Raw genomic sequence first — 24,497 nt, 5'->3', positions numbered from 1 at the left:
GTCGTCAAACGGGGGTGGCCCTCCTAGACTCACCCTGGTGAGTGACGAGTTGGTGCCGGACCCCAGTCGGATGCGCGCCTCGGACGCCGACCGCGAGCAGGTCGCCAAGGTGCTCCAGAAAGCGCACGGCGAGGGTCGGCTGGACCTGCACGAGCTGGACGAGCGGCTCGGGCAGGTCTACGCCGCCAAGACCTACGGGGAACTGGTGCCGCTCACCGCGGACCTCGGCATGACCGGGATCGTGGTCCCGCAGCCCGTGCACCAGGTCCAGCCCCACCAGTCGCACCTGCCGTCGAACCGGATCGCGGGCACGTCCGGGCCGTCCACGTCCATCGCGTTCTGGTCGGGGGTGGACCGCAAGGGCGACTGGGTCGTGCCGGCCACGCACAGCGTCGTCGCGATCATGGGCGGCGTGCGGCTGGACCTGACGCGGGCGCGGTTCGTGGGGCAGCACACGACGATCAACGTGTTCGCGTTCTGGGGTGGCGTGGAGATCTTCGTGCCCGAGGACGTGACCGTGCGGGTGGACGGCGCCGGGATCATGGGCGCGTTCGAGGACACCACCTACAAGACGCCGACCGTGCCGGGTGGTCCCGAGGTGCGCATCACCGGCGTGGCGATCATGGCCGGCGTCGAGGTGCGGCGGCCCAAGCGGAAGAAGCTCAAGGGCCACCAGCGCGAGGAACTGGAGGACTGAGACCCGCTTCTCACCCGCTCGTGTGACGGGCTAGTCTTCGGCGTCCCCGCCCCCGCCCCTTGCGATGTCGAATGACGACCACCACTGATCAGACCCCGGTCTTCGTGGACCCGAGCGGCCGCCGCCGCCGCGTGCTGCGGCTGCTCATCGGCGTCGCCGTCGCCGGGGTGCTCGTCTACGTGGCGCTGCTGGTCGTGGCGCTGTCCGGTGGCCCGGTGAAGCCGTCGTCGCTGCTGCCGATCCCGGCCGCGGAGGACGCGCCCACCACGACCACCGCGCCGCCGACCACGACGACGACCACCGACGCGGCCGAACCGACCACCGCGGCCGGCACCACCGCCCGGACGACCGCGGCGGGCGCGCCGGCGGTCACGACGACCGCCGAGCCGACCCCGCCGAGCACGCCCGGGAGCAGGCGCGCCGACCCGCCGGGCGCGTCGAACCGGCCGACACCACCCGGCAAGGGCTGATGGCCCGCCCGTCGCCGCGCGCCCACTGGGTGCTGCTGACGCTGTCGATGCTGGTGCTGCTGGCGTTGCTGCTGCTGGACCTGTTCGTGGTGAAGCGGGTCGGCCAGGGCGAGGCCCCGGTCGCCGGACCCGCGAACCACGTGCCCGAGGCGTTGCGCGCGGGCGGCCCGCTGATCGGCACCGACGGCGACAAGCTCGTGTCGCGCGCGGCGCCGGACCGGACGGTCGTGCTGACCTTCGACGACGGCCCCGACCCGCGCTGGACGCCGCAGGTGCTCGACGTGCTGCGCCGCGAGGACGTCAAGGCCACCTTCTTCGTCACCGGCGTGGCCGCCGCGCAGCACCCGGACCTGCTCGAACGCATCGTCGCCGACGGCCACGAGGTGGGCCTGCACACGTTCACCCACGTGGACCTGAGCCGGATCGGCGAGACCCGCACCAGCCTCGAACTCGACCAGACGCGGCTCGCGCTGGCGGGCGCGGTGGGCCGCACCAGCACGCTGGTCCGCCCGCCGTACTCGGCGACGCCGGACGCGCTGGACAACGACGACCTGGCCGCCGTGGAGCGGGTCGTGGCGTCCGGGCACCTGGTCCTGCTGTCGGACCTGGACACCGAGGACTGGCGCAACCCCGGCGCGGACGCCATCGCGGCCGCCGCGACGCCGAAGGACGACCGCGGCGCCGTGGTCCTGATGCACGACGGCGGCGGCGACCGCGCCCAGACCGTGGCCGCGCTGGACCGCCTGGTGCCGGCGTTGAAGGAGCAGGGCCGGCAGTTCCGGACCGCGAGCGACGCGCTGGGCCTGACCGACGCCGTGCAGGAGGCCGGTCCGGTGGAGCGGTCCGCCGGTGTCGCGGTGTCCCTGGCGGTGCGCGCGGCCGGGTTCGCGACCGACCTGATGGGCTGGCTGGTCGTGGTGTCGGCGGTCCTGGCCCTGCTGCGCGCCGTGCTGCTGCTGGGCACCACGGGCATCCACGCCCGGCGCAAACCCGGCCGGCACGCCCGGACGCTGCCGCCCCAGCCGGTGACCGTGATCGTGCCCGCGTACAACGAGGAAGCCGGGATCGAGGCGACCCTGCGGACGATCCTGGCGAGCACCGCGGACGTCCGGGTCATCGTCGTGGACGACGGGTCCACCGACCGGACCAGCGAGGTCGTGCAGAGCCTCGGCCTGCCCCGGGTGGTGCTGATCCGGCAGCCCAACGCCGGCAAGGCGGCGGCCCTGAACACCGGTCTGCGGCACTGCCGGACCGAGCTGGTCGTGATGGTCGACGGCGACACCGTGCTGGAGCCGGACACCGTGCACGAGCTGGTGCAGCCGTTCGCCGACCCCCGGGTGGGCGCGGTGTCCGGCAACGCCAAGGTCGGCAACCGGACCGGGCTGCTGGGCCGGTGGCAGCACATCGAGTACGTGATCGGCTTCAACCTCGACCGGCGCATGTACGACGTCATGCAGTGCATGCCGACGGTGCCGGGCGCGGTGGGCGGGTTCCGGTTGAGCGCGTTGCGCGAGGTCGGCGGCGTCCCCGAGGACACGCTGGCCGAGGACACCGACCTGACCATGGCCCTGGAACGCGCGGACTGGGCCGTCACCTACCGGGAGTCGGCGCGGGCGTGGACCGAGGCGCCGGCGTCGCTGGGCCAGTTGTGGCGGCAGCGGTACCGGTGGTGCTACGGCACGTTGCAGGCGATGTGGAAGCACCGGGGCGCGGTGTTCGAGCGGGGCCTGGGCGGTCGGCTGGGCCGGCGGGGCCTGCCCTACCTGGCGCTCTACCAGGTGGTGCTGCCCGTGCTCGCGCCGGCGATCGACGTGTTCGCGGTGCTCAGCCTGTTCACCGACCCGGCCCGCGGCGCGTGGGCGTGGTTCGGCTTCCTGGTCCTGCAACTGGTCCCGGCCGTCATCGCGTTCCGGCTGGACCGGGAGAGCCTGCGCCCGCTGTGGGCGGTGCTCCTCCAGCCGGTGGTCTACCGGCAGCTCATGTACCTGGTGGTGATCCAGTCGGTGGTGACCGCGATCGCCGGCGCCCGGCTGCCGTGGCAGAAGCTCAAGCGCACGGGGACGGCCGCCCAGGCCGCCCCCGAACCGCTGCTGGAGGACCCCGTCACGACGCCCATCCGCAGGCCCTGACGCGGCCGGTCAGCCGGTGAAGGTGACCTCCTGCGTGCTGACCGTCCCGCCCTTGCGGCCCGGCGCGCTCTGGTACTTCCAGTACAGGTTGGTGTGCGCGATCACCTGGGCGGGCGGCGGCGCGCCGTAGGCGCTGAGGTCCTCGGTCGTGTGCGCGTCGCCCACCAGCGTGGCGTCGTAGCCGCGGACCAGCGCCCCGTGGAGCGTGGACCGGATGCACGCGTCCGTCTGGGCCCCGGCCACCACCAGCCGGCCCACGCCGCGGGCCGCAAGCACCGCCTCCAGGTCGGTGTCCTCGAACGAGTCGCCGTAGTTCTTGTGGACCACGGGTTCGCCGGCGCGCATCTCCAGCTCGGGCACGTACTGCCAGCTCTCGCTGCCCTCCGGCATGTCGTCGTCGGAGTGCTGCACCCACACCACGGGCACCGACTCGGCGCGCGCCCGGTCGACCAGGGTGCGGATGTTGGCCACCACCGCGTCGCGGTCGTGGGCGGCGTCGACCGCGCCCTTCTGCACGTCGATCACGAGCAGCGCGGTGTGGGGCCGGTCGGGCAGGGTGGTCATGGCGACTCCATAGTCCGGGACGGTGCGAAAAGCCTGCCCCGATCGTACGAACAACCCCCGACAAAAGCCGCTGACCAGCGCGGACGGCTTCACTTAGGACGGGCGTCCCAATCCGCTTAGACTCGGGCCATGGCTGCCACATCGACTGCGCCGTCGCTGCCGCCGGCGCTCGCGGACGCGGTGCGCGACGACGCCTCGCTGCGCCGCTTCCTGCACGGATTGCCCGGGGTCGACCAGGTCGGGGTGGAACAGCGCGCGGCCGGGCTGGGCACGCGCAGCATCAAGAAGGCCGCCAAGCTGTGGGCCATCGACACCGCCATCTCGATGGTCGACCTGACCACGCTCGAAGGCGCGGACACGCCCGGCAAGGTGCGCTCGCTCGCGGCCAAGGCCCGGCGGCCCGACCCGGAGCGGCCCGAGGTGCCCAAGGTGGCCGCGGTGTGCGTGTACCCGGACATGGTCGCCACGGCGGTCGGCGAGCTCGAAGGCACGGGCATCGACGTGGCGTCGGTGGCGACCGCGTTCCCGTCCGGCCGGTCCTCGCTGAAGGTGAAGCTGGAGGACACCGCGTTCGCCGTGGACGCGGGCGCGACCGAGATCGACATGGTGATCGACCGGGGCGCGTTCCTGTCCGGCCGCTACGGCCAGGTGTTCGACGAGATCGTGCAGGTCAAGCACGCCTGCGGGGACGCCCACCTCAAGGTCATCCTGGAGACCGGCGAACTGGCCACCTACGACAACGTCCGCCGCGCCTCCTGGCTCGCCCTGCTCGCGGGCGGCGACTTCATCAAGACCTCCACCGGCAAGGTGACGCCCGCCGCGACCCTGCCGGTGACGCACGTGATGCTCCAGGCGGTGCGCGACTGGCACACCCGGACCGGGCAGCTGCGCGGCGTGAAGCCCGCGGGCGGCATCCGCAGCACCAAGGACGCGATCAAGTACCTGGTGGCGGTGCACGAGGTCGCCGGGCCGGAGTGGCTGACGCCCGAGCTGTTCCGGTTCGGCGCGTCCACGCTGCTCAACGACCTGCTGATGCAACGGCGCACCCAGTTGGAAGGCCACTACAGCGGCCCCGATTACGTGACGGTGGACTGATCATGTGGGAATACGCGCCCGCGCCCGAGTCGCGGGACATCGCGAACCTCAAGCCGAACTACCGGATGTTCGTGGACGGCCAGTTCGTCGAGGGCGGCGGTGAGCCGCTGAAGACCGTCAACCCGGGCACCGAGGAGGTGCTCGCCGAGGTCTCCACGGCCTCGGCCGCCGACGTGGACAAGGCCGTCAAGGCCGCCCGCCGCGCCTACGACCGGGTCTGGGGGAAGATGCCCGGCGCCGAACGCGCCAAGTACATCTTCCGCATCGCCCGCCTGGTCCAGGAACGGGCGCGCGAGCTGGCCGTCCTGGAGTCGCTGGACAACGGCAAACCGATCAAGGAGTCGCGGGACGTGGACGTCCCGACGGCCGCCGCGCACTTCTTCTACCACGCGGGCTGGGCGGACAAGCTCGGCTACGCGGGCCTCGGTCCCGACCCGCGCCCGCTGGGCGTCGCGGGCCAGGTGATCCCGTGGAACTTCCCGCTGCTCATGGCCGCGTGGAAGATCGCACCCGCCCTGGCCTGCGGCAACACCGTCGTGCTCAAGCCGGCCGAGACGACCCCGCTGTCCGCGCTGGTGCTCGCCGAGATCATCCAGCAAGCCGACCTGCCGCCGGGCGTGGTCAACATCCTGCCGGGCGCGGGTGACGTCGGCGCGGCCGTCGTGAACCACCCGGACGTGAACAAGGTGGCGTTCACCGGGTCCACCGAGGTCGGCAAGGTCATCCAGCGGCAGCTCGCGGGCACCGGCAAGAAGCTGACCCTCGAACTGGGCGGCAAGGCCGCGAACATCGTGTTCGACGACGCCCCGCTGGACCAGGCCGTCGAGGGCATCGTCAACGGCATCTTCTTCAACCAGGGCCACGTGTGCTGCGCCGGGTCGCGCCTGCTGGTGCAGGAGTCCGTCGCCGAGGAGCTGCTGGAGAAGCTGCGGGTGCGGGTCTCGACGCTGCGCGTGGGCGACCCGCTGGACAAGAACACCGACGTCGGCGCGATCAACTCGCGCGAGCAGCTCTCGAAGATCCAGGAGCTGACCGCGTCCGGCGAGGCCGAGGGCGCGGAGCGCTGGACTTCCGCGTGCCCGTTGCCGGAGAAGGGTTTCTACTTCGCCCCCACGGTGTTCTCCAACGTGTCGCAGGCCATGCGGATCGCGCGCGAGGAGATCTTCGGGCCGGTGCTGTCGGTGCTGACGTTCCGCACGCCGGACGAGGCCGTGGCGAAGGCGAACAACACGCCGTACGGGCTGTCCGCGGGCATCTGGACCGAGAAGGGCTCGCGCATCCTGTGGGCGGCGCAGAAGATGCGCGCCGGCGTGGTGTGGGCCAACACGTTCAACCGCTTCGACCCCACCGCCCCGTTCGGCGGCTACCAGGAGTCGGGCTTCGGCCGCGAGGGCGGTCGCACGGGGCTGGAGGCGTACCTCGATGTCTGAGCGGATTTCCGTGGCCAAGACCTACAAGCTCTACATCGGCGGCGCGTTCCCGCGCTCGGAGTCGGGCCGGTCCTACCCGGTGACCGACACCAAGGGCGCGTTCCTGGCCAACGCGGCCCAGGGTTCCCGCAAGGACGCCCGCGACGCCGTCGCCGCCGCCCGCAAGGCCTTCCCCGGCTGGTCCGGCGCGACCGCGTACAACCGCGGCCAGGTGCTGTACCGGGTGGCGGAGGTCCTGGAGGGCCGGCGCGAGCAGTTCACCACCGAGGTCGCCGCGGCCGAGGGCGTGGCGGTCAAGAAGGCGCAGGCCCTGGTGGACGCGGCGATCGACCGCTGGGTCTGGTACGCCGGGTGGACCGACAAGATCGCGACCGTGCTCGGCGCGTCGAACCCGGTGGCGGGGCCGTACTTCTCGTTCTCCGTGCCGGAGCCGACCGGCGTGGTGGCGGTGCTCGCGCCGCAGCAGTCGTCGCTGTTGGGCCTGATCAGCGTGGTCGCGCCAGTGATCGCGGCGGGCAACACCGCGGTCGTGGTGACCTCGCAGGACCGGCCGCTGCCCGCGGTGACGCTGTCCGAGGTGCTCGCGACCTCCGACCTGCCGGGCGGGGTGGTCAACGTCCTGACCGGGCGCACGGCGGAGATCGCGCCGTGGCTGGCCTCGCACGCCGACGTGAACGCCCTGGACCTGACCGGCGCGCCCGAGGCGCTGCGGGCGGACCTGGAGCAGTCGGCGGCGGGCACGGTCAAGCGCGTGCTGCGCGCCCGCCCGGCCGAGGACTTCACCCGCGAGCCGGACCTGTCCCGCATCCGCGCGTTCGTGGAGTCCAAGACCGTCTGGCACCCGATCGGGGTGTGACCGGTCAGTCCCCCGGCTTCGCGGGCGCGAGGTCGGGGGACGCCAGGCAGCGCGCGGCCTGTTCCGCGCCGGCCCGCAGCGCGTTGGGCGTGTCCGCGCCGGACAGGTGGGCGACCAGGTAGCCGGAGAAGAACGCGTCCCCGGCCCCGTTGGTGTCGACGATCCGCGGCACCGGCACGGCGTCCACGTGGTGGGTTTCGCCGTCCACGACCGCCGTCGCGCCCTTGGCGCCCTGCGTGGCGACCGCGCGGCCGTGCTTTTCGAGGAACGCGAGCAACTCGGCCTCGGGCATGCCGTCGTCGTTGAGGAACAGGTGGTCGGCGGCGGCCACGAAGTCCTGGTGGAACGCGGACTTCCCGTCGTAGTCGTGCACGTCGCACCACACCGGGACGCCGTGCTCCCGCGCCATCGCCAAGAAGGGCCGCGCGGGGTCGGCCAGGTCGATCACGGCCGCGTCGGCGGCTGCCAACGCCGCGAGCGCCCGGGAGTCGTGCTCGGGCGTGGTCAGGGACGGCAGTTCGAGGTAGATCGACAGCCGGCCGCCCTCGGGGGTCATCAGGTTCAGGTGCTGCTCGCTGGCCGGCACGGTCTCCGCGATCAGCTCCACCCCCGCCGCCGTCAGGACCTCGGTGATCCGGCGGCCCTCCTCGTCGTCGCCGACGACCGTGCGCAGGGTGACCTCCGCGCCCAGGTAGGCGAGGTTCAGGGCCTTGCCGGCGGACGTGCCGCCCAGGACCGTGCGGTGGCCGCGGGCGAAGACGGTGTGCGGGCGCGGTTCGGGCAGGCGGTCGAGCTCGACCAGGCGGTTCCACGACACGGGTCCGGCGACGAAGACCTTCGGCATGACGATCATTGTGCCCGTGCCGGGCGGGTCACCTCCGCCAGCAACCCCCGCAACGGCGCCGACGACCCGCTCATCGACTCCCGGCACGCCGACCCGAACGCCACCGGCTCCAGCGAGCCGAACCCGACGACCCAGCCCGCCTCCAGCGCCAACTGCCCGAAGAACGCCCGTTGCGTGCGGCCGTTGCCCTCCCGGAACGGGTGCAGCGCGTTGACCTCGGCGAAGTAGTGCGTGAACCGGTCGAGGAACGCCGGTCCGGCCAGGTCGCGCAGGTACTGCTCCTTCTTCAGCTCGCCGAACAGCCAGTGCGCGTAGGGCTCGATCTGCTGCCACGCCGCGAAGGTCGCGGTCTTGGTGATGTTCACCCGCCGCACCTCCCCCGCCCACGGGTAGAGGTCGCCGAAGATGTGCCGGTGGAACTTGCGCAGGTGGGCCAGGTCGTACAGCCCCGGCAACGGGGTGATGGCCAGCTCGCCCAGGCGCAGGGCGCTCAGCCGGGCCTCGGCGCGGTCGCACTCCGCGCGGTCGGTGAGGCCGAAGTGGTTGCGGAGGACGCCGGTGGTCGGGTCGGTGTAGGGGTCGGCCGAGGTCACCGGTTGCGGATGGCCTCGATCTCCCGGGCGATCGCGTCCTCGACGGTCAACTCGCCCGCCGCGACCTCGCGCATCGTGCGCTCGGTCTCCGCCGGGACGTCCAACCCTTCCAGGCGCACGCTGGCCACGGCGTCCGCAAACGCTTGCTCCGGGTCGCGGAACAGGCGGCGGAAGTAGCGGGCCATGGCCTCGTTGGACAGGGGGGCGCTGCTGGGCTCGGACTCGGGCAGGTCGCCGCGCGCCTCGCGCCACGGCCCCTCGGCGTGGGCCATGTCGCTCAGCTCGTGGCGGCTGAACTTGCCGTACCGGTCGACCACGTCGTCCACCACCGCGCGTTCGCGGTCGGACAGGCCGCGCGGGTCGCCCTCGTCCCACTCGCCGACCTGGGTCTGGAAGCGGTGCCGGTGGTAGACCTCGGGGACCACGGGCCCGCGCCGCCACGCCTCGATGCGGGCGTCGAACATCGGCTCGTCGTACTTCGCGAGGTGCCAGGCCTGGGCGTAGTAGAGCAGCTTCTGCAGCTTCATCGGCGACTCCGGGCCGGTGGCGTGCAGCACCGCCGCGGCCACGTCGTGCACGTCCGCCATACCCGCCCCCACAGCGCCTGACCAGCGAAAACCCGTAACCTCGATGATACCGGAACGTGGCCTTCGCCGTCAGTCCGTCCGCCAGGTCAACCGGCCGTCGGTGGTGATCACCGGCTCGCAGTGGCCGAGCCGGCCGCGGTGCTCCAGGGCCGTCGCCACCTGGTCGAGCATCTCGTCCAGGCTGGTCCACTCGGGCTTGAGCATCTCGCCGCGCTCGCGGTCCCACTCGACCACGCACCCGGACAGCACGCCGGGGCGCAGGTCCACCGCCAGGGCGTCGCCGCAGCCGTCGAAGGCGATCGGCAGCCACTTGGGGTGGAAGCCGATCGTGGGGGTGCCCGCCTCGGAGTCGAGGTCGGCCGGCCAGAACCGCTCCTTGAGCCGCCACGAGCGCAGCGCGTTCGTGGGGCCGAGCGGCGTGTAGAACGGGGGCAGCACCTCGGCGAACGCCAGGTTCTCGGTGCCGCCGCACACGGCCCACCACGCGCGCAGGTCCTCGGGCGGCGCGAGACCGCTCGCCACCTCCAGCGCCTCGACGGCGGCGGCGTCCTCGGGGGCGATGAACGCGGCGGCGGTCGAGGGGGCGTGGTCGGCGAGCCACGCCACGATCCGCTCCCAATGGCGCAGTGCTCCCACGCACCCATGATCAGGTGCGGACGGGGCGCGGGGTACCGCCCATCAGGGGAGGATCTGCCCGAATGCCCGACGGGACCGGGTCGGATCGGGCAGGATCGCGGTCGTCAGCAGCACCAGTAGGGGGGCTTGGGTGAACTCGGGTTTCGCCGTCGACACCGCGGCGCTGAGGGCCTACAGCGGCACCGCTTCGGGCCTGGCGGGCGAGGTCGGCGCGATCGGCACGTCCACGTTGGCCGGCACGACGTCGCTCGCCGCGGGCAGTTTCGGCAGGATCGGCGACGAGGTCGGCCTGGGGGCGGCGTTCCAGCAGGCGGCGCAGGCCCAAGTGGACGGTGTGGCCGCCGCGGCCGGCGGGCTGTCGGCGTTCGCCACCGCCGTGTCCGGGGCCGCCACCGCCTACACCGAGCAGGAGGCGCAGCAGGGCGCTTCCCTCAACCGCGCGTACCGGGTCTAGCGGATGTTCGACGTAGCCGGCTTCCTGGCTTCCCTGATCCAGCCCATGAAGGACGACCTGGCCAAGCTGGAGGGCGACACCGGTGGCGCGACGCGCGCCGCGGACTCCTTCGGGCGGGCCGCCTCGGCGTTGACCGAGGTCGACGGGCGGCACACCAGCGCCGCCAACACCGTGCTGGGCACCTGGTACGGCGAGAAGGCGACCGCGTTCCAGGGGCGCGTCACGTCGTTCTCCAGCGGCGTGCAGTTGTTGTCCCGCAACGCGACCGCGACCCAGGACGCCGCCACCACGGCGGTGAACGCGGTCAACTCCGGCAAGACCGCCATCCAGGGCCTGATCGACGACTTCACCGGCTACGCGCAGCCCCGGCTGGCCGCCGCCGTCGCCGCGTCGCTGTTCGGCGGGATCGGCGCGGTGCTCGCGGTCGCGGCGGACGTGGTGGCCAAGGCGCGCGAGTACGAGGGCAGGTCGAAGCAGGAGCTCGACCGCGTCCGCACCGAGCTGACGAACGTGGCGAACCGGCTCAAGGCGTTGCCCAAGCCGGACTTCAAGGGGCTGGGCGACCCGTTGGGCGTCGAGTCCGGCGGTGACACCAGGGTGTCGTCGGTCGACGACGCCGGGCGCGACCCGTCCTCGCCCGGCAGCACCGGCGGCGGTGGCGGCTCCGGTGGCGGCTCCGGCGGTGGCGGAGGCGGCGGAGGCGGCGGTGGGGGTGGCGGCCCGTCGGGTCCGCGCCTGCCGGTCGCGATCCCGCCGCAGCCCGGCACCGGCGTGGGCGTGAACCTGCCCGACGGCAGCAGCGCCGAAGCGCCCAACGAGACCGCGGCGAGGGCCGTGCGCGCCGCGCTGTCCGCGCTGGGCACCCCGTACGTGTGGGGCGGCGCGAACCCGCCGCAGGGCACCGACTGCTCGGGCCTGACCCAGTGGGCGTACGGGCAGGCGGGGTTCGACATCCCGCGGCCGGCGTCGTCGCAGGCGATGGGCGCGTCCGTGCCGCCGGGCCAGTTGCTGCCCGGCGACCTGGTCGTGTGGGACGGGCACGTGGCCATGGTGATCGGCAACGGGCAGATGGTGGAGGCGGGCGACCCGGTCCAGGTGAACCCGATCCGCACGGACAACATCGGCATGGGCTTCATGGGCTTCTACCGACCGACGGGCTGAGGACGTGGACGAGACGCAGCGCGCGGCCCAGCGGGTCGCGGACGTGGAAGCACAGGTGTCGCGGCACATCGCGCGCACCGGGCCGGTGTTCGGCCGGGCGTCCTCTTCGGACGGCGCGGTGACCGTGGTGAGCGCGCCCGGCGCGCCACCGCGGGAGATCCGTGTCTCCCCCGCCGCGCTGAACATGGGCGCGGACGCGTTGGGCGCCGAGATCGTGCGGGTGGCGGCGCGGGCGTCGGCCGACGCGGCGGCCCGCATGCGCCAGTCGTTGGCGCGGCTGGTGGACCCGGCGACGTCGAAGGCGTTGACCGAGATCGGGTTCCCGGCGGGCGGCGTCGAGGACGACTTCGGCGACTCGTACCTGAGGGGGCCGCGGTGAGCGTTCAAGAGGAGCGGATTTCCGCGGCCGACCGGCTGACGGACGTGCTGGCGCGAGTGGTCGGGACGGCGACGCACCCGTCCGGGCTGGTGACCGTCACGGCGTCCGCGGTGGGCGCGCTGAAGGCCGTCCGCATCCAGCCGGCGGCTCTCGGTCAAGGACCGGACGCCGTGGGCAGGCTGGTGACCGAGACCGCGCGGCTGGCGGTCGACGCGGCGGTGCAGACCAGCTACAACGAACTGGCCAAGTCGCTGGGCGACAGCATGGCGATGGCGATCGAGGACTTCGCGGGACCTTCCCCGTTCGCCCGCCGAGCCGAAGCCGAGCAGCACACCGGCGGCCTCCGGCCCCCGGAACGATCGTCTCACGCGGCACCGACATTTCCGGGCGAGCCGCCTCGGGGAGCGCCCCCGCAGTCGGGTCGGCCGACTCCGCCGTGGGCCGGGCAGCAGACGTCCGCGCCGAGGTCCCGACCGGCCCCGCCGCCCGAGGACGACGACGATGACGACTTCTTCGCCGACCCTTTCCGTGGTCAACGGCGGTAGGTGGATCTCGACCCCGTAGGCTTTGGGCCGCATCCAAAGGGGCATGGCGTGACCGGGAGGTCGGATGGCTCAGGACATCGTCCCGATCGAGCTGGGACTCACCCAGGGTGATGTGGTCACCCTGTGGGCTCCCCGCTGGCGGGAAGAGGGCGAGGAGTGGGAGGCCTTCCTCGGGCACGAGGACGACCTCTACGCCTTCCCCGACGCCGCGCACCTCGCGGCGTTCGTGCGCACGGCCGAAGAGCACGACCTGACCGACCACCCGGCGTGGCACGTGGTGCCGGGGCTGTCCGTCGGCGAGCTGTCGCCCGACGACAACCACCAGTTCGACCTGGTGGGCGTGCCGGAGCTGGTCGCCGAGGAGCCCGACACCTGGGTGATCGGCGAGCTGGCCGACGTGGTGTCGATCGTGCGGTCGCTGGCCGACGTGTGCGACCTGGAGAAGGTCCACGAGATCCTCGACTCGGCGGAGGGCTTCGCGCTGCTGCCGCAGGGCACGCTGCCGTTCACCGGCCGCGAGGGCCAGGCGCTGTGGACGGAGCTGGCCGAGGTCGTCGCGGAGAAGTGGGACGAGGTCCTCGACGCGATCGACGAGGTCGTCACCACGCCCGACGTGGACGAGCCGGCGCTGAAGGTCGCGCAGGAGGAGCTGGCGGCGTTCGAGGAGGAGAACGCGGTCGCGGTCGCCTCGGACTCCGACGACGACGAGGACGACGAGGACGGCGACGAGCCGGTCGGCTTCTGGGGTGAGGTCGGCATCGACCCGATCAAGATCATCACCGGGGCGGGCGAGTACTACACGCTGCGCTGCTACCTCGACGACCAGCCGCTGTTCCTGGGTCGCAAGGGCAAGATCGACGTGTTCGGCTCGCCGCGCGCGCTGTCCCGGTTCGTGGTCGAGGCGGACGACAGCGACCTGGCCGAGGTGTCCACGTGGGGTGAGCTGGTGGTCAAGGCGACCGGCGGCGACCTGGAGGTCGAGGTGGACCCGGACAACGTCTACGTGTTCACCGGCTTGGACGAGGACATCGCCGAGGGCCCGGACGCCGTGGACCCGACCCAGCTCGACCTCGCGGTGGAGCTGCTGGAGGACGCGGGCGACTGGGCGCACGACGACACCGTGAAGGTGGCGCTCAACCAGTCCGAGTCGCTGGGCTGGCTGGTGTCCTACGTGCTCAAGCCGGACCCGACGCGGCTCGCGCCGAGCGCGCCGTTCGACAAGGAGGTGGCGGCCTGGCGCACGCTGGTCGCGGCCTTCGAGGACCGGCTCCGCGTCCACTAGAGGCGCTCACGAAGGGGCTCCCGCCGCGTGCCGGCGGGAGCCCCTTCGTCGTTTCGGACGGACCCTTACCGCTGGAGAGCGGCGTACCCGGGCGTGATCACGTCCTCGATCAGCGCCTTGCGCTCGGCCAGCGGCAGGAACAGGGCGTCGGCCGCGTCCACCGTGAACCGGTGCAGGTCGTCCCACCCGAAGCCGAACTGCTCCACCACCACGCCGAACTCGCCGGACATGGTGCAGTCGCTCATCAGCCGGTTGTCCGTGTTGACCGTGACCCGGAAGCCCAGGTCGGCCAGCCGCTTGATCGGGTGCTCGGCCGGCGACGCCACCGCGCCGGTCTGGATGTTGGAGGTCGGGCACATCTCCAGGGCGATGCGCCGGTCGCGCACGTACGCGGCCAGGTGGCCGACCTTGTCGCCGTCGATGTCCTCGGCGATCCGCACGCCGTGGCCCAGGCGCTCCGCGCCGCAGTGCTGCACCGCGCGCCAGATCGACTCCGGGCCGTCGGCCTCGCCCGCGTGGATGGTGAAGTGGGCGTTCTGCTCGCGCAGGTACTCGAACGCGGGCAGCTCGCGGTCGGCCGGGAAGCCCAGCTCGGGCCCGGCGATGTCGAAGCCGACCACGCCCTGGTCGCGGTAGCGGACCACCAGGTCGGCGATGCGCTGCCAGCCGTCGTTCTGGCGCATCGCGCACAGCAGGGTGCCGACCCGGATGCGGTGGCCGGTGGCGGCCTCGCCCTGGCGGAAGCCCTCCTGGACGGCCTCGACCGCCTGCTCCAGCGACAGGCCCTTCTCGGTGAACAGCTCCGGCGCGTACCGGATCTCGGCGTAGACGACGCCGTCCTCGGCGAGGTCCTGCGCGGCCTCGGAGGCGACGCGGACGAGCGCGGCCTCGTCCTGCATGACGCCGCACGTGTGGGCGAAGCCCTCCAGGTAGCGGACCAGGGAGCCGGAGTTGGCGTTGTCGCGGAACCAGGCGCCCAACGCGACCGGGTCGGTCGTCGGCAGGCCCTGGTGGCCGGAGGCCTCGGCCAGTTCGATCACCGTCTGGGGGCGGAGGCCACCGTCGAGGTGGTCGTGCAGCACGACCTTGGGCGCGCGCCGGAGGGCCTCCGGGGAAAGCGGGGTTGACATGGCGGTCACCGTACCCGCGACACGCCGTGACGGTTCCACCGTGGCGATGATCATGCCCGGTAAGATCACCCCGGAGTCATCCCGCGTGGCGAGAACCACCCTCTCGGATGGCCCTTCCGGTGTTGTGCACTCGTGATGCAGAACTTTCCGCGACCGATCCACGGGCTTGAGTCACTCGCCCGGCGGATCGTCACCCACAGCACTCGGGGGTGCGCCGCCGGTTACCTTCGAGTAGGGTCGGCCTGCGTCACCCGAACGGAGTACGGACCTGTGCCGAGGAGGCAGTTCGGGCCGGGGGGTGGTACAGCCGGGGCCCCCGACGCGGTTAGGCTCCCGGAGGTCTCCCCTCCCCTGGACGAAGGCATTCGAAGCCGTGAACGAGAACAACAACTCCACGATGTCCTTCGATCGGATGCGCAACATGCTGACGCGCGCCGCGGAGATCCGTGAGAGCGAACAGCAGCAGATCTTCGATGCACTGGACGAGATCCACGCGCGGATGTCCCCGCTGGAGTCGCTGGGTTCCGTTCGCAAGCGCCTGTCCGAGCTGCCCGACCGCACCGAGGTCAGCGTGCTGGCCGAGCGCCTGGACGAGGCGCTGGCCAAGCTGGAGGCCCAGGACAACGCCGTGCAGGGCATCGGCCGCGCGGTGGACGGGCTGGTCGACAAGCTGGCCAAGCCGTTCGCCCAGCTCGACGGCCGCCTCGACGGCGTCGCCGGCCGGTTCGAGGGCGTCGCGGGCCGCATGGACGGCCTGGAGGACAAGCTCTCCCACATCCACAAGCGGCTCGACGACCTCGAACTGCACCTGGACAAGCAGGACGGCAAGGTCGAGGCCGTGCCGGGCGCGGTGACCGGTCCCCTGCGGGAGCGGATCGAGGCGCTGGAGGTCGCGCTGCGCGGTCGCCTGGACGAGGTGGACGAGGGCGTGCACGAGCACCTCGACGGCACCCGCGAGGCGCTGGCCCGGTCCGTGGCCGACACGTCGTCGGCGCTGCACGGCCGCCTGGACGAGACCCGCGACAACCTGAACTCGACGCGCGAGTCGTTCTCCACGTCGCTGCAGCAGACCCGCGAGCAGCTCGCCGGGTCGCTGGCCGAGACGCGCGACGCGCTGGCCGGTTCGGTGGCGGAGACCCGCGACACCCTGGCGGCGTCGCTGGCCGACACCCGCAGCACCGTCCACGGCAAGCTGGACGAGGCCCGCGAGGCGCTGCACGCGGCCCTGGACGAGACCCGCGAGCAGGTCGACGCGACCGATCGCCTGGAGGCCCTGGCGGCCCGCCTGGAGCAGGTCACCTCGCGCCTGGACACCATGACCACCCGCCTGGACGCGGTCGAGGACGACTTCGCCGCGCGCCTGGGCGAGCTGACCGGTGTCGTGGAGCAGGGCATCGCGAAGGTCGAGGGCACCCTGTCGGCGCGCCCGGACTCCGACTCGCTCGCGCAGATGGTGCGCAAGAGCAACCAGGAGTCGGAACTGCGCATCGGCGGCCAGCTGGACGAGGCCATGGCGACCTTCGCCGAACTCATCCTCGGCGGCGGCTCCCCCACCCCGCCCCCGCCGCCCACCGCCCTGCCCCGGCCGCAGCGGCGCACCCGGAAGAACGGCCCGAAGCCGACCGACAACCGCAACGTGGACGACGACGACCTGACCGCCGAAGGAGCCTGACCGGCCCCCGGACGCGCTGACAAGGCCCGGCCTCCCTGGGAGGGGAGCGAGCCGGGCCTTTCGCGTGTGCGGCGGTCGGTCAGAACGGCAGTGCCACGGCGCGACGCCCACCGGCAACGACGTCCGCGCCAGCCCGGCCGGGTCCGTCGCCGCGGCCACCGCCTCGAACGCCCGTTCCCCGTTCGCCGCCGGGTCGCGCGGGGACACCAGGTCGAACTCCGCCCCCAGCAACGTCCGCACCGCGAACATCACGTCCAGCCCGGAGTTCCAGTACGCCGCGCCGCCGGCCACGGCACCGCACATCGTGAACACCCCGGCGAACCGCCCCGCGTTGCGCTCCGCCAGCACCGTCGCGGTCGCCCCGCCCATCGACTCACCGGCCGAGACGGTCCGCCGCGGCACCCCGATCTCGCGCCCGGACCAGTCCAGCAACGCGATCTGGTCCCGCAACCCGTCCTCGATCGACCACCCCACCGGGTGCTTGAACTGCGACCCGGCCAGCGCGTACCCGCGGGCCAGCAGGTAGTCCTCGGTGGCGGGCTGGTCGGTCAGCGCGATGCGCGACGGCGGCGAGCCGTACGTGCCGTGGCTCCACAGCACCAACGTGCCGTTCCAGTTCGACAACGCCCGCGAACTGACGACTACCCGCGGATGGTGTCGATCACCAGCGGCCGACCCGCCGGAGCCGACTCGCCGATCGACCAGCCGCCCTCCAACGACGCCAACGCCGCCGGAACCGCGTCCGGCGTGTCGGTGCGCAGCTCCAGCAACGGCTGGCCCTTCGACACCCGGTCACCCGGCTTGGCCAGGCACAGGATCCCCGCGCCGGCCTGCACGGCGTCCTCCTTGCGCGCACGCCCCGCGCCCAGCCGCCACGCGGCCACACCGACCGCGTACGCGTCCAGCGACACCAGGTACCCGTCTTCGGGCGCCTCCACGACGTGCTTGTGCCCGCCAACAGGCAACGGCGCCGAGGGGTCGCCGCCCTGCGCCCGGATCATCCGGCACCACACCTCGTACGCCTCACCGCTCGCCAGCACGGCCGCCGGATCAGCGGAAATCCCGGCCCGAGCCAACATCTCCGCCGCCAGCGCCAGGGTCAGCTCCACGACGTCGGCCGGGCCGGACCCGCGCAGCACGTCCACCGACTCGGCGACCTCGACCGCGTTGCCCACGGCCCGTCCCAGCGGCACCGACATGTCCGTCAGCACCGCCGAAACGGCCAGGTCGTGGCTCACGCCGATGGACACCAGCGCCTGCGCCAACGCCCGCGCCTGCTCCTCGGTCTTCATGAACGCCCCGGAGCCGACCTTCACGTCCAGCACCAGCGCCTCGGCGCCCTCGGCGATCTTCTTGGACATGATCGAGCTGGCGATCAGCGGGATGGCCTCGACCGTGCCCGTCACGTCCCGCAGCGCGTAGAGCTTCTTGTCCGCCGGCGCCAGGCCCTCGGTCGCCGCGCAGACCACCGCGCCGACGTCGCGCAGTTGCGCGGTCACCTCGGCCACCGACAGCTGGGCGCGCCAGCCGGGGATGGACTCCAGCTTGTCCAGCGTGCCGCCGGTGTGGCCCAGGCCCCGGCCGGACAGCTGGGGCACGGCCGCGCCGCACGCCGCGACCAGCGGGGCCAGCGGCAGGGTGATCTTGTCGCCCACGCCGCCGGTCGAGTGCTTGTCCACGGTCGGGCGGCCCACGTCCAGCGCCAGCCGCTCGCCGGAGAGGACCATCGCCCGGGTCCAGCGCGCGGTCTCGGCGGCGGTCATGCCGTTGAGGAAGATCGCCATGGCCAGGGCGGACATCTGCTCGTCGGCGACCACGCCGCGGGTGTAGGCGTCCACCACCCAGTCGATCTGCGCGTCGGACAGCACGCCGCCGTCCCGCTTGGCCCGAATGACGTCGACCGCGGTGAAACTCATGGCAGATCCCCTGGTCCGAAGGCGTCGGGCAGCACCCGGCTCATCGGCAGCACGCCCGAGGGCGTGTCCACCAGGCAGTCCGAGCCGCCCAGTTCGAAGAGCAGCTGGCGGCAGCGCCCGCACGGCATGAGCAGTCCGCCGTCACCGCCGCGGCACGCCACGGCGACGAGCCGGCCGCCGCCGGTCAGCTGCAACTGGCCGGCCATCGTGCACTCCGCGCACAGGCCCACGCCGTAGGACGCGTTCTCCACGTTGCAGCCGACGACGATCCGCCCGTCGTCGCACACGGCCGCCGACCCGACCTTCAGGCCCGAGTACGGGCAGTACGCCGCCTGCGCGGCGGCGACCGCACGAGCCCTCAGGTCGTCCCAGTCGACGTCAACCACGGCGGTACACCACACCGTCCGCCGCGGGCATCCGCAATCGTTGCGACGCGACGGCGAGCACGATCAACGTCACCAGGTGCGGCGCGTAGGTGGTCAGCTCGCTGGGCACCTCGTCGACGCTGTAGTACACCGCGTACAGCGCGGCCGCCGCGACGACGCCGCCCGCCGCCGCGAACCAGCGCCGCCGCACGAGCTGCCAGATCACGATCACGGCCAGCAGCAGCACCGCGCCGTAGATCAGCGCGAGGAACGTCTTGCCGCCGCTGCGCAGCTGCAACCCGTCCGCGTAGCCGAACAGCGCCGCGCCGCCGAGCAGGCCGCCCGGCCGCCAGTTGCCGAAGATCATCGCGGCGAGGCCGATGAAGCCGCGCCCGTTGGTCTGCCCCTCCAGGTAGCCGGGCTGACCGGGGTTGAGCACCAGCGCCGCGCCACCCATGCCGGCCAGCGCGCCGGACCCGATGACGCCGATGTACTTGTAGAGGTAGACGTTGACGCCCAACGACTCCGCGGCCACCGGGTTCTCGCCGCACGAGCGCAGCCGCAGGCCGAACCGCGACTTCCACAGCACCAGGTAGCTGCCGATCACCAGCGCCACCGCGAGCATCGTCAACGGGGACACGCCGGTCACCAGGCCGCGCAGGATGCCCGCCACGTCGGACAGGCCCACCCGCTGCTCGGCCTCCAGCTCGCCCAGCCAGTCGGACAGCCCGGCGGCGGAGTAGGTGTCGAACTTCGGCACCGACGGCGACTCGCGCGGGTTGTTCGACAGCGGGAAGAAGATCAGCGTGGACAGGTACTTCGTCAGGCCCGCGCCGAGCAGGTTGATGGCCACGCCGGACACGATGTGGTTGACGCCGAACGTGACCGTGGCGATGGCGTGCAGCAGGCCGCCCAGCGCGCCGAACACGGCCGCCGCGAGCAGCGCGGCCCACGGGCCCCACTGGTAGCCGGCCCACGCCGCGCCCCACGTGCCCATGATCATCATGCCTTCGAGGCCGATGTTCACGACACCCGCGCGCTCGGCCCACAGGCCGCCGAGACCGGCCAGCAGGATCGGCAGCGCGAGCCGCACGGCGGTCTGGATGGTGCCCGTGGAGGTCAGCTGCGGCACGCCGGTCAGGTAGGACGTGGTGGACAGCAGGACCACCGCGCCCGCCACGCCGATCATCGCGGTCGCCCAGCCCGGGATGCGCCGGGCCTTGCGCGGCGGAGGAACCGTCGTAGGAGCCTCGGACGGGTTCATCAGCGAAGTGCTCATGATGCCGCCTCGCTGACGCTCGCCGGATCAAGAGCACAAAGCACTGTGTTCATTGGTTCGCTCGCAAGCTCGCTCACGCCGTCACCGTCCCCAGCTCCTTGCCGACCCGGCGCTGTTCAGCGGCCAGCTCGAACCGGCGGACCACCTCGTACGCGACGACGACCGACAGCACGATCGCACCCTGCATGATCGTCACGATCTCCCTCGGCACGCCGACGTTGTCCAACGCCAGGCCCGACTTGTCCAGGAACGCCCACAGCAGCGCGCCGAACGCGATGCCGCCCGGGTGGTTGCGGCCCAGCAGCGCGATCGCGATGCCGGAGAACCCGATGCCCGCCGGGAAGTTCAGGTTGTAGGTGTGGTCGCGGCCGAGGATCTCGGGCATCGACACCAGGCCCGCGATGCCGCCGGAGAGCAGCATGGCGATCAGCACCATCTTCTTCGCCGACACGCCACCGGCCGCCGCGGCGGTCGAGGACTCGCCCGAGGCCTTGAGCTCGAAGCCGAACCGGGTGCGGTTCATCATCACCCAGTAGCCGATGCCCAGCGCGGCGGCCAGGAACACCAGGCCGAACACCGTGCCCGACGCGCCGAACGAGATGCCCGGCACCCAGCCGCTCTCGTGGATCTCCGGCGTGCGGATGTTGTTGCCGCGCAGTTCGCCGAACACGTCCTCGCGGATCAGGTAGGCGGCCAGGCCCAGGGCCAGGCCGTTCATCATGATCGTGGAGATGACCTCGTTCACGCCCCGGGTGACCTTGAGGATCGCCGGGATCGCCGCCCACAGCGCGCCGACCAGCGCGGCCACCAGGATGATCGCCAGGGCGTGCAGGCCGGGCGGCAGGGCGAACGAGCCGCCGAACACCGCCGCGACGACGGCGGCCACCCGGTACTGGCCCTCGACGCCGATGTTGAACAGGTTCATCTGGAACCCGATCGCCACCGCGAGCGCCGCGATGTAGTACGTGCCGGTGCTGTTGACGATGTCCACGGCGGTCGTGCCCTCGCCGACCTGGGACACCATGGCGCCGAACGCCTCCGCCGGGTTCGCGCCGGACACCGCCAGCGCGATGCCGCACAGCAGTGCGGAGAACAGGATCGCCAGGGCGGGCGGCAGCAGCTTGCCGCGCAGGATTCCCATCACTCGCCTTCCAGGTCCGCGCCGCGAACGGCTTCCACCGCGGGGCTCGTGGCGCCCGCGCCGGTCATCGCGCTGCCGAGGTCTTCGGGGGTCACCGTGCTCGGGTCGGCGTCGGCGACCAACCGGCCGCGCAGCATGACCTTGATGGTGTCCGACAGGCCGATCAGCTCGTCCAGGTCCGCCGAGATGAGCAGCACCGCGAGCCCGCGGGCGCGGGCGCGCTTGATCTCGTCCCAGATCAGCGCCTGCGCGCCGACGTCCACGCCGCGCGTCGGGTGCGACGCGATGAGCAGCACCGGGTCGCCGGACAGCTCCCGGCCCACCACGAGCTTCTGCTGGTTGCCGCCGGACAGCGCGGCGGCGGGCACGTCGATGCCGGGGGTGCGGACGTCGAACTCGTCGACGATCCGCCGGGTGTCCTTCTTCGCGCCCGCGAGGTCCAGCCACTGGCCCTTGGACACCGGGGTGCGGGTCTGGTAGCCGAGGATCCGGTTGGCCCACAGCGGTTGCGTGAGCAGCAACCCCTGGCGGTGGCGGTCCTCGGGCACGTACCCGATGCCGGCCTCGCGCCGGGCCAGCGTGCCCAACCGAGTCAGGTCCCGCTCACCGAGCAGCACCCGTCCGTGGTGGGCCTTGCGCATGCCCATGATCGTCTCGACCAGCTCGGTCTGCCCGTTGCCCTCGACACCGGCGATGCCGACGACCTCGCCGGAGCGCACCACCAGGTCGATGCCGTCGAGCACCGGCCGGGTGCCCTCCTCGGCGACCAGGCCGAGGTTCTCCACGCGCAGCACCACCTTGTCGGTGACGGTGGACTCGCGGGTCTCCGGGCTGGGCAGTTCGCTGCCGACCATCATCTCGGCGAGCTGGCGGGAGCTGACGGTCTTGGGGTCGGCCGTGCCGACCGTGGTGCCGCGCCGGATCACCGTCACGGAGTCGGCGATCGCGCGCACCTCGTCCAGCTTGTGCGAGATGAACAGGAACGTGAAGCCCTGCGCCTGCATGCCGCGCAGGGTGGTGAACAGCTCGTCGACCTCCTGCGGCACCAGCACCGCCGTCGGCTCGTCCAGGATGATCACCTTGGCGCCCCGGTAGAGCACCTTGAGGATCTCCACGCGCTGCCGGTCGGCGACACCGAGCCGCTCGACCAGCACGCCGGGGTCCACGGTCAGCCCGGTGGACTTCGCCAGCTCCTGGATCACCTTGCGGGCCTTGCCGCCGATGCCGTGCAGGGACTCCGCGCCCAGGACGACGTTCTCCTGCACGGTGAGGTTGTCGGCGAGCATGAAGTGCTGGTGCACCATGCCGATGCCGGCCTTGATGGCATCCGCCGGGCTGCGGAAGCGGACCGGGGAGCCCGCGACCTCGATCGTGCCCTCGTCGGGCTGCTGCATCCCGTACAGGATCTTCATCAGCGTGGACTTGCCCGCGCCGTTCTCACCGCACAGCGCGTGCACTTCGCCGGCCCGCACGGTCAGGTGGACGTCGCTGTTCGCGACCACGCCGGGGAACCGCTTCGTGATGCCCGACAGCACGACGGCGGGCGTGCCGGCGTCGGTGGCGGCAGGGGTGCTAGTGCTCATTCAGGCTCCTAAAACCACGCAATGGGCCTCGCGAGTGGGTGCTCGCGAGGCCCATGCGCACGGCGAGGATCAGCTCGTCGGCTTGTCCGAGACCTTGATCTTGCCCTCGATGATCTGGGCCTTGTAGCCCTCCAGGACCGCCTTCAGGTCGGCGTCGATCTTGCCGCCGGACTCGGCGTAGCCGACGCCGTCGACCTTGAGGTCGAAGACCTTCGGCAGGCTCGCGAGGTCGTTCTTGGCGACCGCCTTGACGAAGTCGAACACGGCGACGTCGACGCGCTTGAGCATGGACGAGACGATCACGTCCTTGGACTCGGCGACGGTGGCCTGGTTGTACTGGTCGGAGTCCACGCCGATGGCCTTGACGTTGGCCGACTTGGCGGCGGAGAAGACGCCCTTGCCGGAAGCGCCGGCGGCGTGGTACAGCACGTCCGCGCCGGCCTCGATCTGGCCCTTCGCGGCCTCCTGGCCCTTGGTCGGGTCCTGGAACCCGGTGAAGTCACCGGCCGGGGTCAGGTACTTCTTCTCGATCTTGATGTCCGGCGCGGCGGTCTTGGCGCCCTGCTCGAAGCCCGCGTCGAACTTGCCGATCAGCGGGATCTTCACGCCGCCGACGAAGCCCACGTGGCAGGTCTTCGACTGGTAGGCGGCGATGACACCGGCGAGGAAGGAGCCCTGCTCCTCGGCGAACACCAGCGGGGTGACGTTCGCGGCGCCCTCGACGACGCCGTCCACGATCGCGAACTTGACGTTCGGGAACTCCGGCGCGACGACCTTCAGCGACTCGGCGTAGGCGAAGCCGACACCGATGATCGGGCTGTAGCCCTCGCTGGCGAGCTGGCGCAGACGGGTCTGCTTGGCGTCCTCGGCCTCGTTGGGCGCGGCGGTCAGCTCCTTGACCTCCTTGATGCCCAACTGGGACTTGGCCTTGTCCAGGCCCGCCGCGGCGGAGTCGTTGAACGACGCGTCGCCCCGGCCGCCGATGTCGTAGGCGAGGCCGACCTTGAGGGCGCTGCCGTCCACCTTCTCGTCGGCGGACGTGCTGCCCGAGGTCGAGGTGGCGGCGGCCGGCTTGTCCGCCAGCTTGCACCCACCCGACGCGTTGTTGGTCGACCCGGTTCCGGTGCCCCCGTTGTCCTTCGCACAGGCGGCCATCGACAGAACGCTGGTCAGCGCGATCGCGGCCACCGCGATGCCACGCATTCGACGACGCACGGCTCGTCTCCCTCCCTGCTCATCGAGCAGACATTCCCGACGGCGTTGTCGGGTTCCGAGTGGCGAACCGTACCCCGTAGTAATGACCACTGCGCACGTGGCGGCCCGCACGTGACCTAATCGTTGGTGCTGCACGGTCGAACCGCCACTCGGCGTGATCTCCCGGTCTCAGCCTGTTGATCTCAGCTACGCAGAGTGACGAATTGAACCGTTATTAGGGTGATCCCGTAGTCAACTGTGGAGGCCAGGACCAACGGCGGGGCCCTGGCCTCCCCCACCACTTCCCCCACCGGGAACCCACCACACCACACGCCTTTCACCGCCCCACCGAGACCACGAGACCCGACCCCGATCGCGCGCAGCGCGCGCTTCCGCCCTCCCGGCGCGCGAAGCGCGCCCGCTTTTGGGCTTTTCCGTCCTCCCCGTATGGCCTGCCCGAAGGGCTACCACACTTTCCCGGGGTTGGGCCAAAAA

At 72.1% G+C, this 24,497-nt stretch carries 25 protein-coding genes; 13 read left to right on the top strand and 12 right to left on the bottom strand.

The features are described 5' to 3' along the window. Positions 1-37: 37 nt before the first annotated feature. The 3 genes from AB0A74_RS34035 to AB0A74_RS34025 all read left to right on the top strand — a co-directional run bounded on the left by AB0A74_RS34035 (position 38) and on the right by AB0A74_RS34025 (position 3,296). Entirely contained in the window at positions 38-697 is a 660-nt protein-coding gene (locus tag AB0A74_RS34035; RefSeq protein WP_358256044.1) for a DUF1707 domain-containing protein, read from the top strand. Positions 698-768: 71 nt separating this feature from the next. Continuing rightward, a complete protein-coding gene (locus tag AB0A74_RS34030; RefSeq protein ID WP_358256042.1) occupies positions 769-1,167 on the top strand; it encodes a hypothetical protein in 399 nt (132 codons plus the stop codon). Further along, positions 1,167-3,296: a bifunctional polysaccharide deacetylase/glycosyltransferase family 2 protein gene (locus AB0A74_RS34025; RefSeq protein WP_358256040.1), complete on the top strand. Its 2,130-nt coding sequence runs from the start codon at positions 1,167-1,169 to the stop codon at positions 3,294-3,296. Before AB0A74_RS34030 ends, AB0A74_RS34025 begins: the two co-directional genes overlap by 1 nt. A 9-nt stretch (positions 3,297-3,305) precedes the next feature. On the opposite strand, the gene AB0A74_RS34020 is transcribed toward AB0A74_RS34025, so the two are convergent. Continuing rightward, complete coding sequence (locus AB0A74_RS34020; protein WP_358256038.1) at positions 3,306-3,860, bottom strand: cysteine hydrolase family protein; 555 nt, start codon at positions 3,858-3,860, stop codon at positions 3,306-3,308. 129 nt (positions 3,861-3,989) lie between these two features. On the opposite strand from AB0A74_RS34020, the gene deoC reads away from it, so the two are divergent. The 3 genes from deoC to AB0A74_RS34005 are packed head-to-tail and all read left to right on the top strand — an operon-like array spanning position 3,990 to position 7,241. Further along, entirely contained in the window at positions 3,990-4,955 is a 966-nt protein-coding gene (deoC, locus tag AB0A74_RS34015) for a deoxyribose-phosphate aldolase (protein ID WP_358256036.1), read from the top strand. Next, positions 4,952-6,385, top strand: a complete 1,434-nt coding sequence (locus AB0A74_RS34010) for an aldehyde dehydrogenase family protein (protein ID WP_358256057.1) — start codon at positions 4,952-4,954, stop codon at positions 6,383-6,385. Before deoC ends, AB0A74_RS34010 begins: the two co-directional genes overlap by 4 nt. Continuing rightward, positions 6,378-7,241 carry an aldehyde dehydrogenase family protein gene (locus AB0A74_RS34005; RefSeq protein ID WP_358256034.1) on the top strand — a complete coding sequence of 288 codons (864 nt, stop codon included), beginning with the start codon at positions 6,378-6,380 and terminating at the stop codon, positions 7,239-7,241. The genes AB0A74_RS34010 and AB0A74_RS34005 overlap by 8 nt, the downstream gene beginning before the upstream one ends. 4 nt (positions 7,242-7,245) lie before the next feature. Here AB0A74_RS34005 and AB0A74_RS34000 read toward each other — a convergent pair whose 3' ends face one another. The 4 genes from AB0A74_RS34000 to AB0A74_RS33985 form a co-directional block, all read right to left on the bottom strand. After that, positions 7,246-8,085, bottom strand: coding sequence for a PfkB family carbohydrate kinase (locus tag AB0A74_RS34000; protein WP_358256032.1), 840 nt, complete (start codon positions 8,083-8,085; stop codon positions 7,246-7,248). A gap of 5 nt (positions 8,086-8,090) precedes the next feature. Beyond that, complete coding sequence (locus tag AB0A74_RS33995) at positions 8,091-8,678, bottom strand: Fic family protein (protein ID WP_358256030.1); 588 nt, start codon at positions 8,676-8,678, stop codon at positions 8,091-8,093. Next, positions 8,675-9,265, bottom strand: coding sequence for a type II toxin-antitoxin system antitoxin SocA domain-containing protein (locus tag AB0A74_RS33990; protein ID WP_358256028.1), 591 nt, complete (start codon positions 9,263-9,265; stop codon positions 8,675-8,677). Before AB0A74_RS33990 ends, AB0A74_RS33995 begins: the two co-directional genes overlap by 4 nt. A gap of 69 nt (positions 9,266-9,334) precedes the next feature. Then, positions 9,335-9,901, bottom strand: a complete 567-nt coding sequence (locus AB0A74_RS33985) for an SMI1/KNR4 family protein (RefSeq protein WP_358256026.1) — start codon at positions 9,899-9,901, stop codon at positions 9,335-9,337. Between the two features lie 130 nt (positions 9,902-10,031). Here AB0A74_RS33985 and AB0A74_RS33980 point away from each other — a divergent pair, with 130 nt between their 5' ends. The 5 genes from AB0A74_RS33980 to AB0A74_RS33960 all read left to right on the top strand — a co-directional run bounded on the left by AB0A74_RS33980 (position 10,032) and on the right by AB0A74_RS33960 (position 13,722). Next, on the top strand, positions 10,032-10,355 hold the full coding sequence (locus tag AB0A74_RS33980; protein ID WP_358256024.1) for a type VII secretion target: 324 nt from the start codon (positions 10,032-10,034) through the stop codon (positions 10,353-10,355). A 3-nt stretch (positions 10,356-10,358) separates the two neighbouring features. Next, entirely contained in the window at positions 10,359-11,516 is a 1,158-nt protein-coding gene (locus AB0A74_RS33975) for a C40 family peptidase (protein WP_358256023.1), read from the top strand. Positions 11,517-11,520: 4 nt separating this feature from the next. Next, positions 11,521-11,895, top strand: a complete 375-nt coding sequence (locus AB0A74_RS33970; protein ID WP_358256021.1) for a hypothetical protein — start codon at positions 11,521-11,523, stop codon at positions 11,893-11,895. Continuing rightward, positions 11,892-12,440 carry a YbaB/EbfC family nucleoid-associated protein gene (locus tag AB0A74_RS33965; RefSeq protein ID WP_358256019.1) on the top strand — a complete coding sequence of 183 codons (549 nt, stop codon included), beginning with the start codon at positions 11,892-11,894 and terminating at the stop codon, positions 12,438-12,440. Before AB0A74_RS33970 ends, AB0A74_RS33965 begins: the two co-directional genes overlap by 4 nt. Before the next feature lie 64 nt (positions 12,441-12,504). Further along, positions 12,505-13,722, top strand: a complete 1,218-nt coding sequence (locus AB0A74_RS33960) for a primosomal protein (protein ID WP_358256017.1) — start codon at positions 12,505-12,507, stop codon at positions 13,720-13,722. A 65-nt stretch (positions 13,723-13,787) separates the two neighbouring features. On the opposite strand, the gene AB0A74_RS33955 is transcribed toward AB0A74_RS33960, so the two are convergent. Next, the gene (locus tag AB0A74_RS33955; RefSeq protein ID WP_358256015.1) at positions 13,788-14,852 is read right to left on the bottom strand and encodes an adenosine deaminase; all 1,065 of its coding nucleotides are present in this window, start codon (positions 14,850-14,852) and stop codon (positions 13,788-13,790) included. Between the two features lie 397 nt (positions 14,853-15,249). Between AB0A74_RS33955 and AB0A74_RS33950 the strand changes: the two genes are divergently transcribed. Together AB0A74_RS33950 and AB0A74_RS33945 are read left to right on the top strand one after the other, a co-directional pair. Further along, positions 15,250-16,524 (top strand): hypothetical protein, encoded by a 1,275-nt coding sequence (locus AB0A74_RS33950; RefSeq protein ID WP_358256013.1) that lies wholly within the window; start codon positions 15,250-15,252, stop codon positions 16,522-16,524. A 64-nt stretch (positions 16,525-16,588) separates the two neighbouring features. After that, positions 16,589-17,050, top strand: a complete 462-nt coding sequence (locus AB0A74_RS33945) for a hypothetical protein (RefSeq protein ID WP_358256011.1) — start codon at positions 16,589-16,591, stop codon at positions 17,048-17,050. Between the two features lie 115 nt (positions 17,051-17,165). On the opposite strand, the gene AB0A74_RS33940 is transcribed toward AB0A74_RS33945, so the two are convergent. The 6 genes from AB0A74_RS33940 to AB0A74_RS33915 form a co-directional block, all read right to left on the bottom strand. Next, positions 17,166-18,440 (bottom strand): thymidine phosphorylase, encoded by a 1,275-nt coding sequence (locus AB0A74_RS33940; protein WP_358256009.1) that lies wholly within the window; start codon positions 18,438-18,440, stop codon positions 17,166-17,168. After that, entirely contained in the window at positions 18,437-18,826 is a 390-nt protein-coding gene (locus AB0A74_RS33935) for a cytidine deaminase (RefSeq protein WP_358256007.1), read from the bottom strand. The genes AB0A74_RS33940 and AB0A74_RS33935 overlap by 4 nt, the downstream gene beginning before the upstream one ends. Beyond that, positions 18,819-20,084: an ABC transporter permease gene (locus tag AB0A74_RS33930; protein WP_358256006.1), complete on the bottom strand. Its 1,266-nt coding sequence runs from the start codon at positions 20,082-20,084 to the stop codon at positions 18,819-18,821. Before AB0A74_RS33930 ends, AB0A74_RS33935 begins: the two co-directional genes overlap by 8 nt. A gap of 73 nt (positions 20,085-20,157) precedes the next feature. Continuing rightward, positions 20,158-21,225, bottom strand: coding sequence for an ABC transporter permease (locus tag AB0A74_RS33925; protein ID WP_358256004.1), 1,068 nt, complete (start codon positions 21,223-21,225; stop codon positions 20,158-20,160). Next, on the bottom strand, positions 21,225-22,808 hold the full coding sequence (locus AB0A74_RS33920; RefSeq protein WP_358256002.1) for an ABC transporter ATP-binding protein: 1,584 nt from the start codon (positions 22,806-22,808) through the stop codon (positions 21,225-21,227). Before AB0A74_RS33920 ends, AB0A74_RS33925 begins: the two co-directional genes overlap by 1 nt. Before the next feature lie 69 nt (positions 22,809-22,877). Continuing rightward, positions 22,878-24,011, bottom strand: a complete 1,134-nt coding sequence (locus AB0A74_RS33915; protein ID WP_358256055.1) for a BMP family ABC transporter substrate-binding protein — start codon at positions 24,009-24,011, stop codon at positions 22,878-22,880. Between the last annotated feature and the right edge of the window lie 486 nt (positions 24,012-24,497).

The sequence above is a fragment of the Saccharothrix sp. NPDC042600 genome (assembly GCF_040647305.1).
Taxonomy (GTDB): Bacteria; Actinomycetota; Actinomycetes; order Mycobacteriales; family Pseudonocardiaceae; genus Actinosynnema; species Actinosynnema mutabilis.
This window is presented reverse-complemented; position numbering and strand designations above follow the sequence as displayed.

What these genes read in the sequence shown, in the direction of transcription:
- AB0A74_RS34030 (WP_358256042.1), top strand. Translation starts at nt 769, where the DNA reads ATGACGACCACCACTGATCAGACCCCGGTCTTCGTGGACCCGAGCGGC.
- AB0A74_RS33925 (WP_358256004.1), bottom strand. Translation starts at nt 21,225, where the DNA reads ATGGGAATCCTGCGCGGCAAGCTGCTGCCGCCCGCCCTGGCGATCCTG.
- AB0A74_RS33915 (WP_358256055.1), bottom strand. Translation starts at nt 24,011, where the DNA reads ATGCGTGGCATCGCGGTGGCCGCGATCGCGCTGACCAGCGTTCTGTCG.
- AB0A74_RS33990 (WP_358256028.1), bottom strand. Translation starts at nt 9,265, where the DNA reads ATGGCGGACGTGCACGACGTGGCCGCGGCGGTGCTGCACGCCACCGGC.
- AB0A74_RS33940 (WP_358256009.1), bottom strand. Translation starts at nt 18,440, where the DNA reads ATGAGTTTCACCGCGGTCGACGTCATTCGGGCCAAGCGGGACGGCGGC.
- AB0A74_RS33950 (WP_358256013.1), top strand. Translation starts at nt 15,250, where the DNA reads ATGTCCTTCGATCGGATGCGCAACATGCTGACGCGCGCCGCGGAGATC.
- AB0A74_RS33930 (WP_358256006.1), bottom strand. Translation starts at nt 20,084, where the DNA reads ATGAGCACTTCGCTGATGAACCCGTCCGAGGCTCCTACGACGGTTCCT.
- AB0A74_RS34025 (WP_358256040.1), top strand. Translation starts at nt 1,167, where the DNA reads ATGGCCCGCCCGTCGCCGCGCGCCCACTGGGTGCTGCTGACGCTGTCG.
- AB0A74_RS33955 (WP_358256015.1), bottom strand. Translation starts at nt 14,852, where the DNA reads ATGTCAACCCCGCTTTCCCCGGAGGCCCTCCGGCGCGCGCCCAAGGTC.
- AB0A74_RS33920 (WP_358256002.1), bottom strand. Translation starts at nt 22,808, where the DNA reads ATGAGCACTAGCACCCCTGCCGCCACCGACGCCGGCACGCCCGCCGTC.
- AB0A74_RS33960 (WP_358256017.1), top strand. Translation starts at nt 12,505, where the DNA reads ATGGCTCAGGACATCGTCCCGATCGAGCTGGGACTCACCCAGGGTGAT.
- AB0A74_RS34000 (WP_358256032.1), bottom strand. Translation starts at nt 8,085, where the DNA reads ATGCCGAAGGTCTTCGTCGCCGGACCCGTGTCGTGGAACCGCCTGGTC.
- AB0A74_RS33975 (WP_358256023.1), top strand. Translation starts at nt 10,359, where the DNA reads ATGTTCGACGTAGCCGGCTTCCTGGCTTCCCTGATCCAGCCCATGAAG.
- AB0A74_RS34020 (WP_358256038.1), bottom strand. Translation starts at nt 3,860, where the DNA reads ATGACCACCCTGCCCGACCGGCCCCACACCGCGCTGCTCGTGATCGAC.
- AB0A74_RS34005 (WP_358256034.1), top strand. Translation starts at nt 6,378, where the DNA reads ATGTCTGAGCGGATTTCCGTGGCCAAGACCTACAAGCTCTACATCGGC.
- deoC (WP_358256036.1), top strand. Translation starts at nt 3,990, where the DNA reads ATGGCTGCCACATCGACTGCGCCGTCGCTGCCGCCGGCGCTCGCGGAC.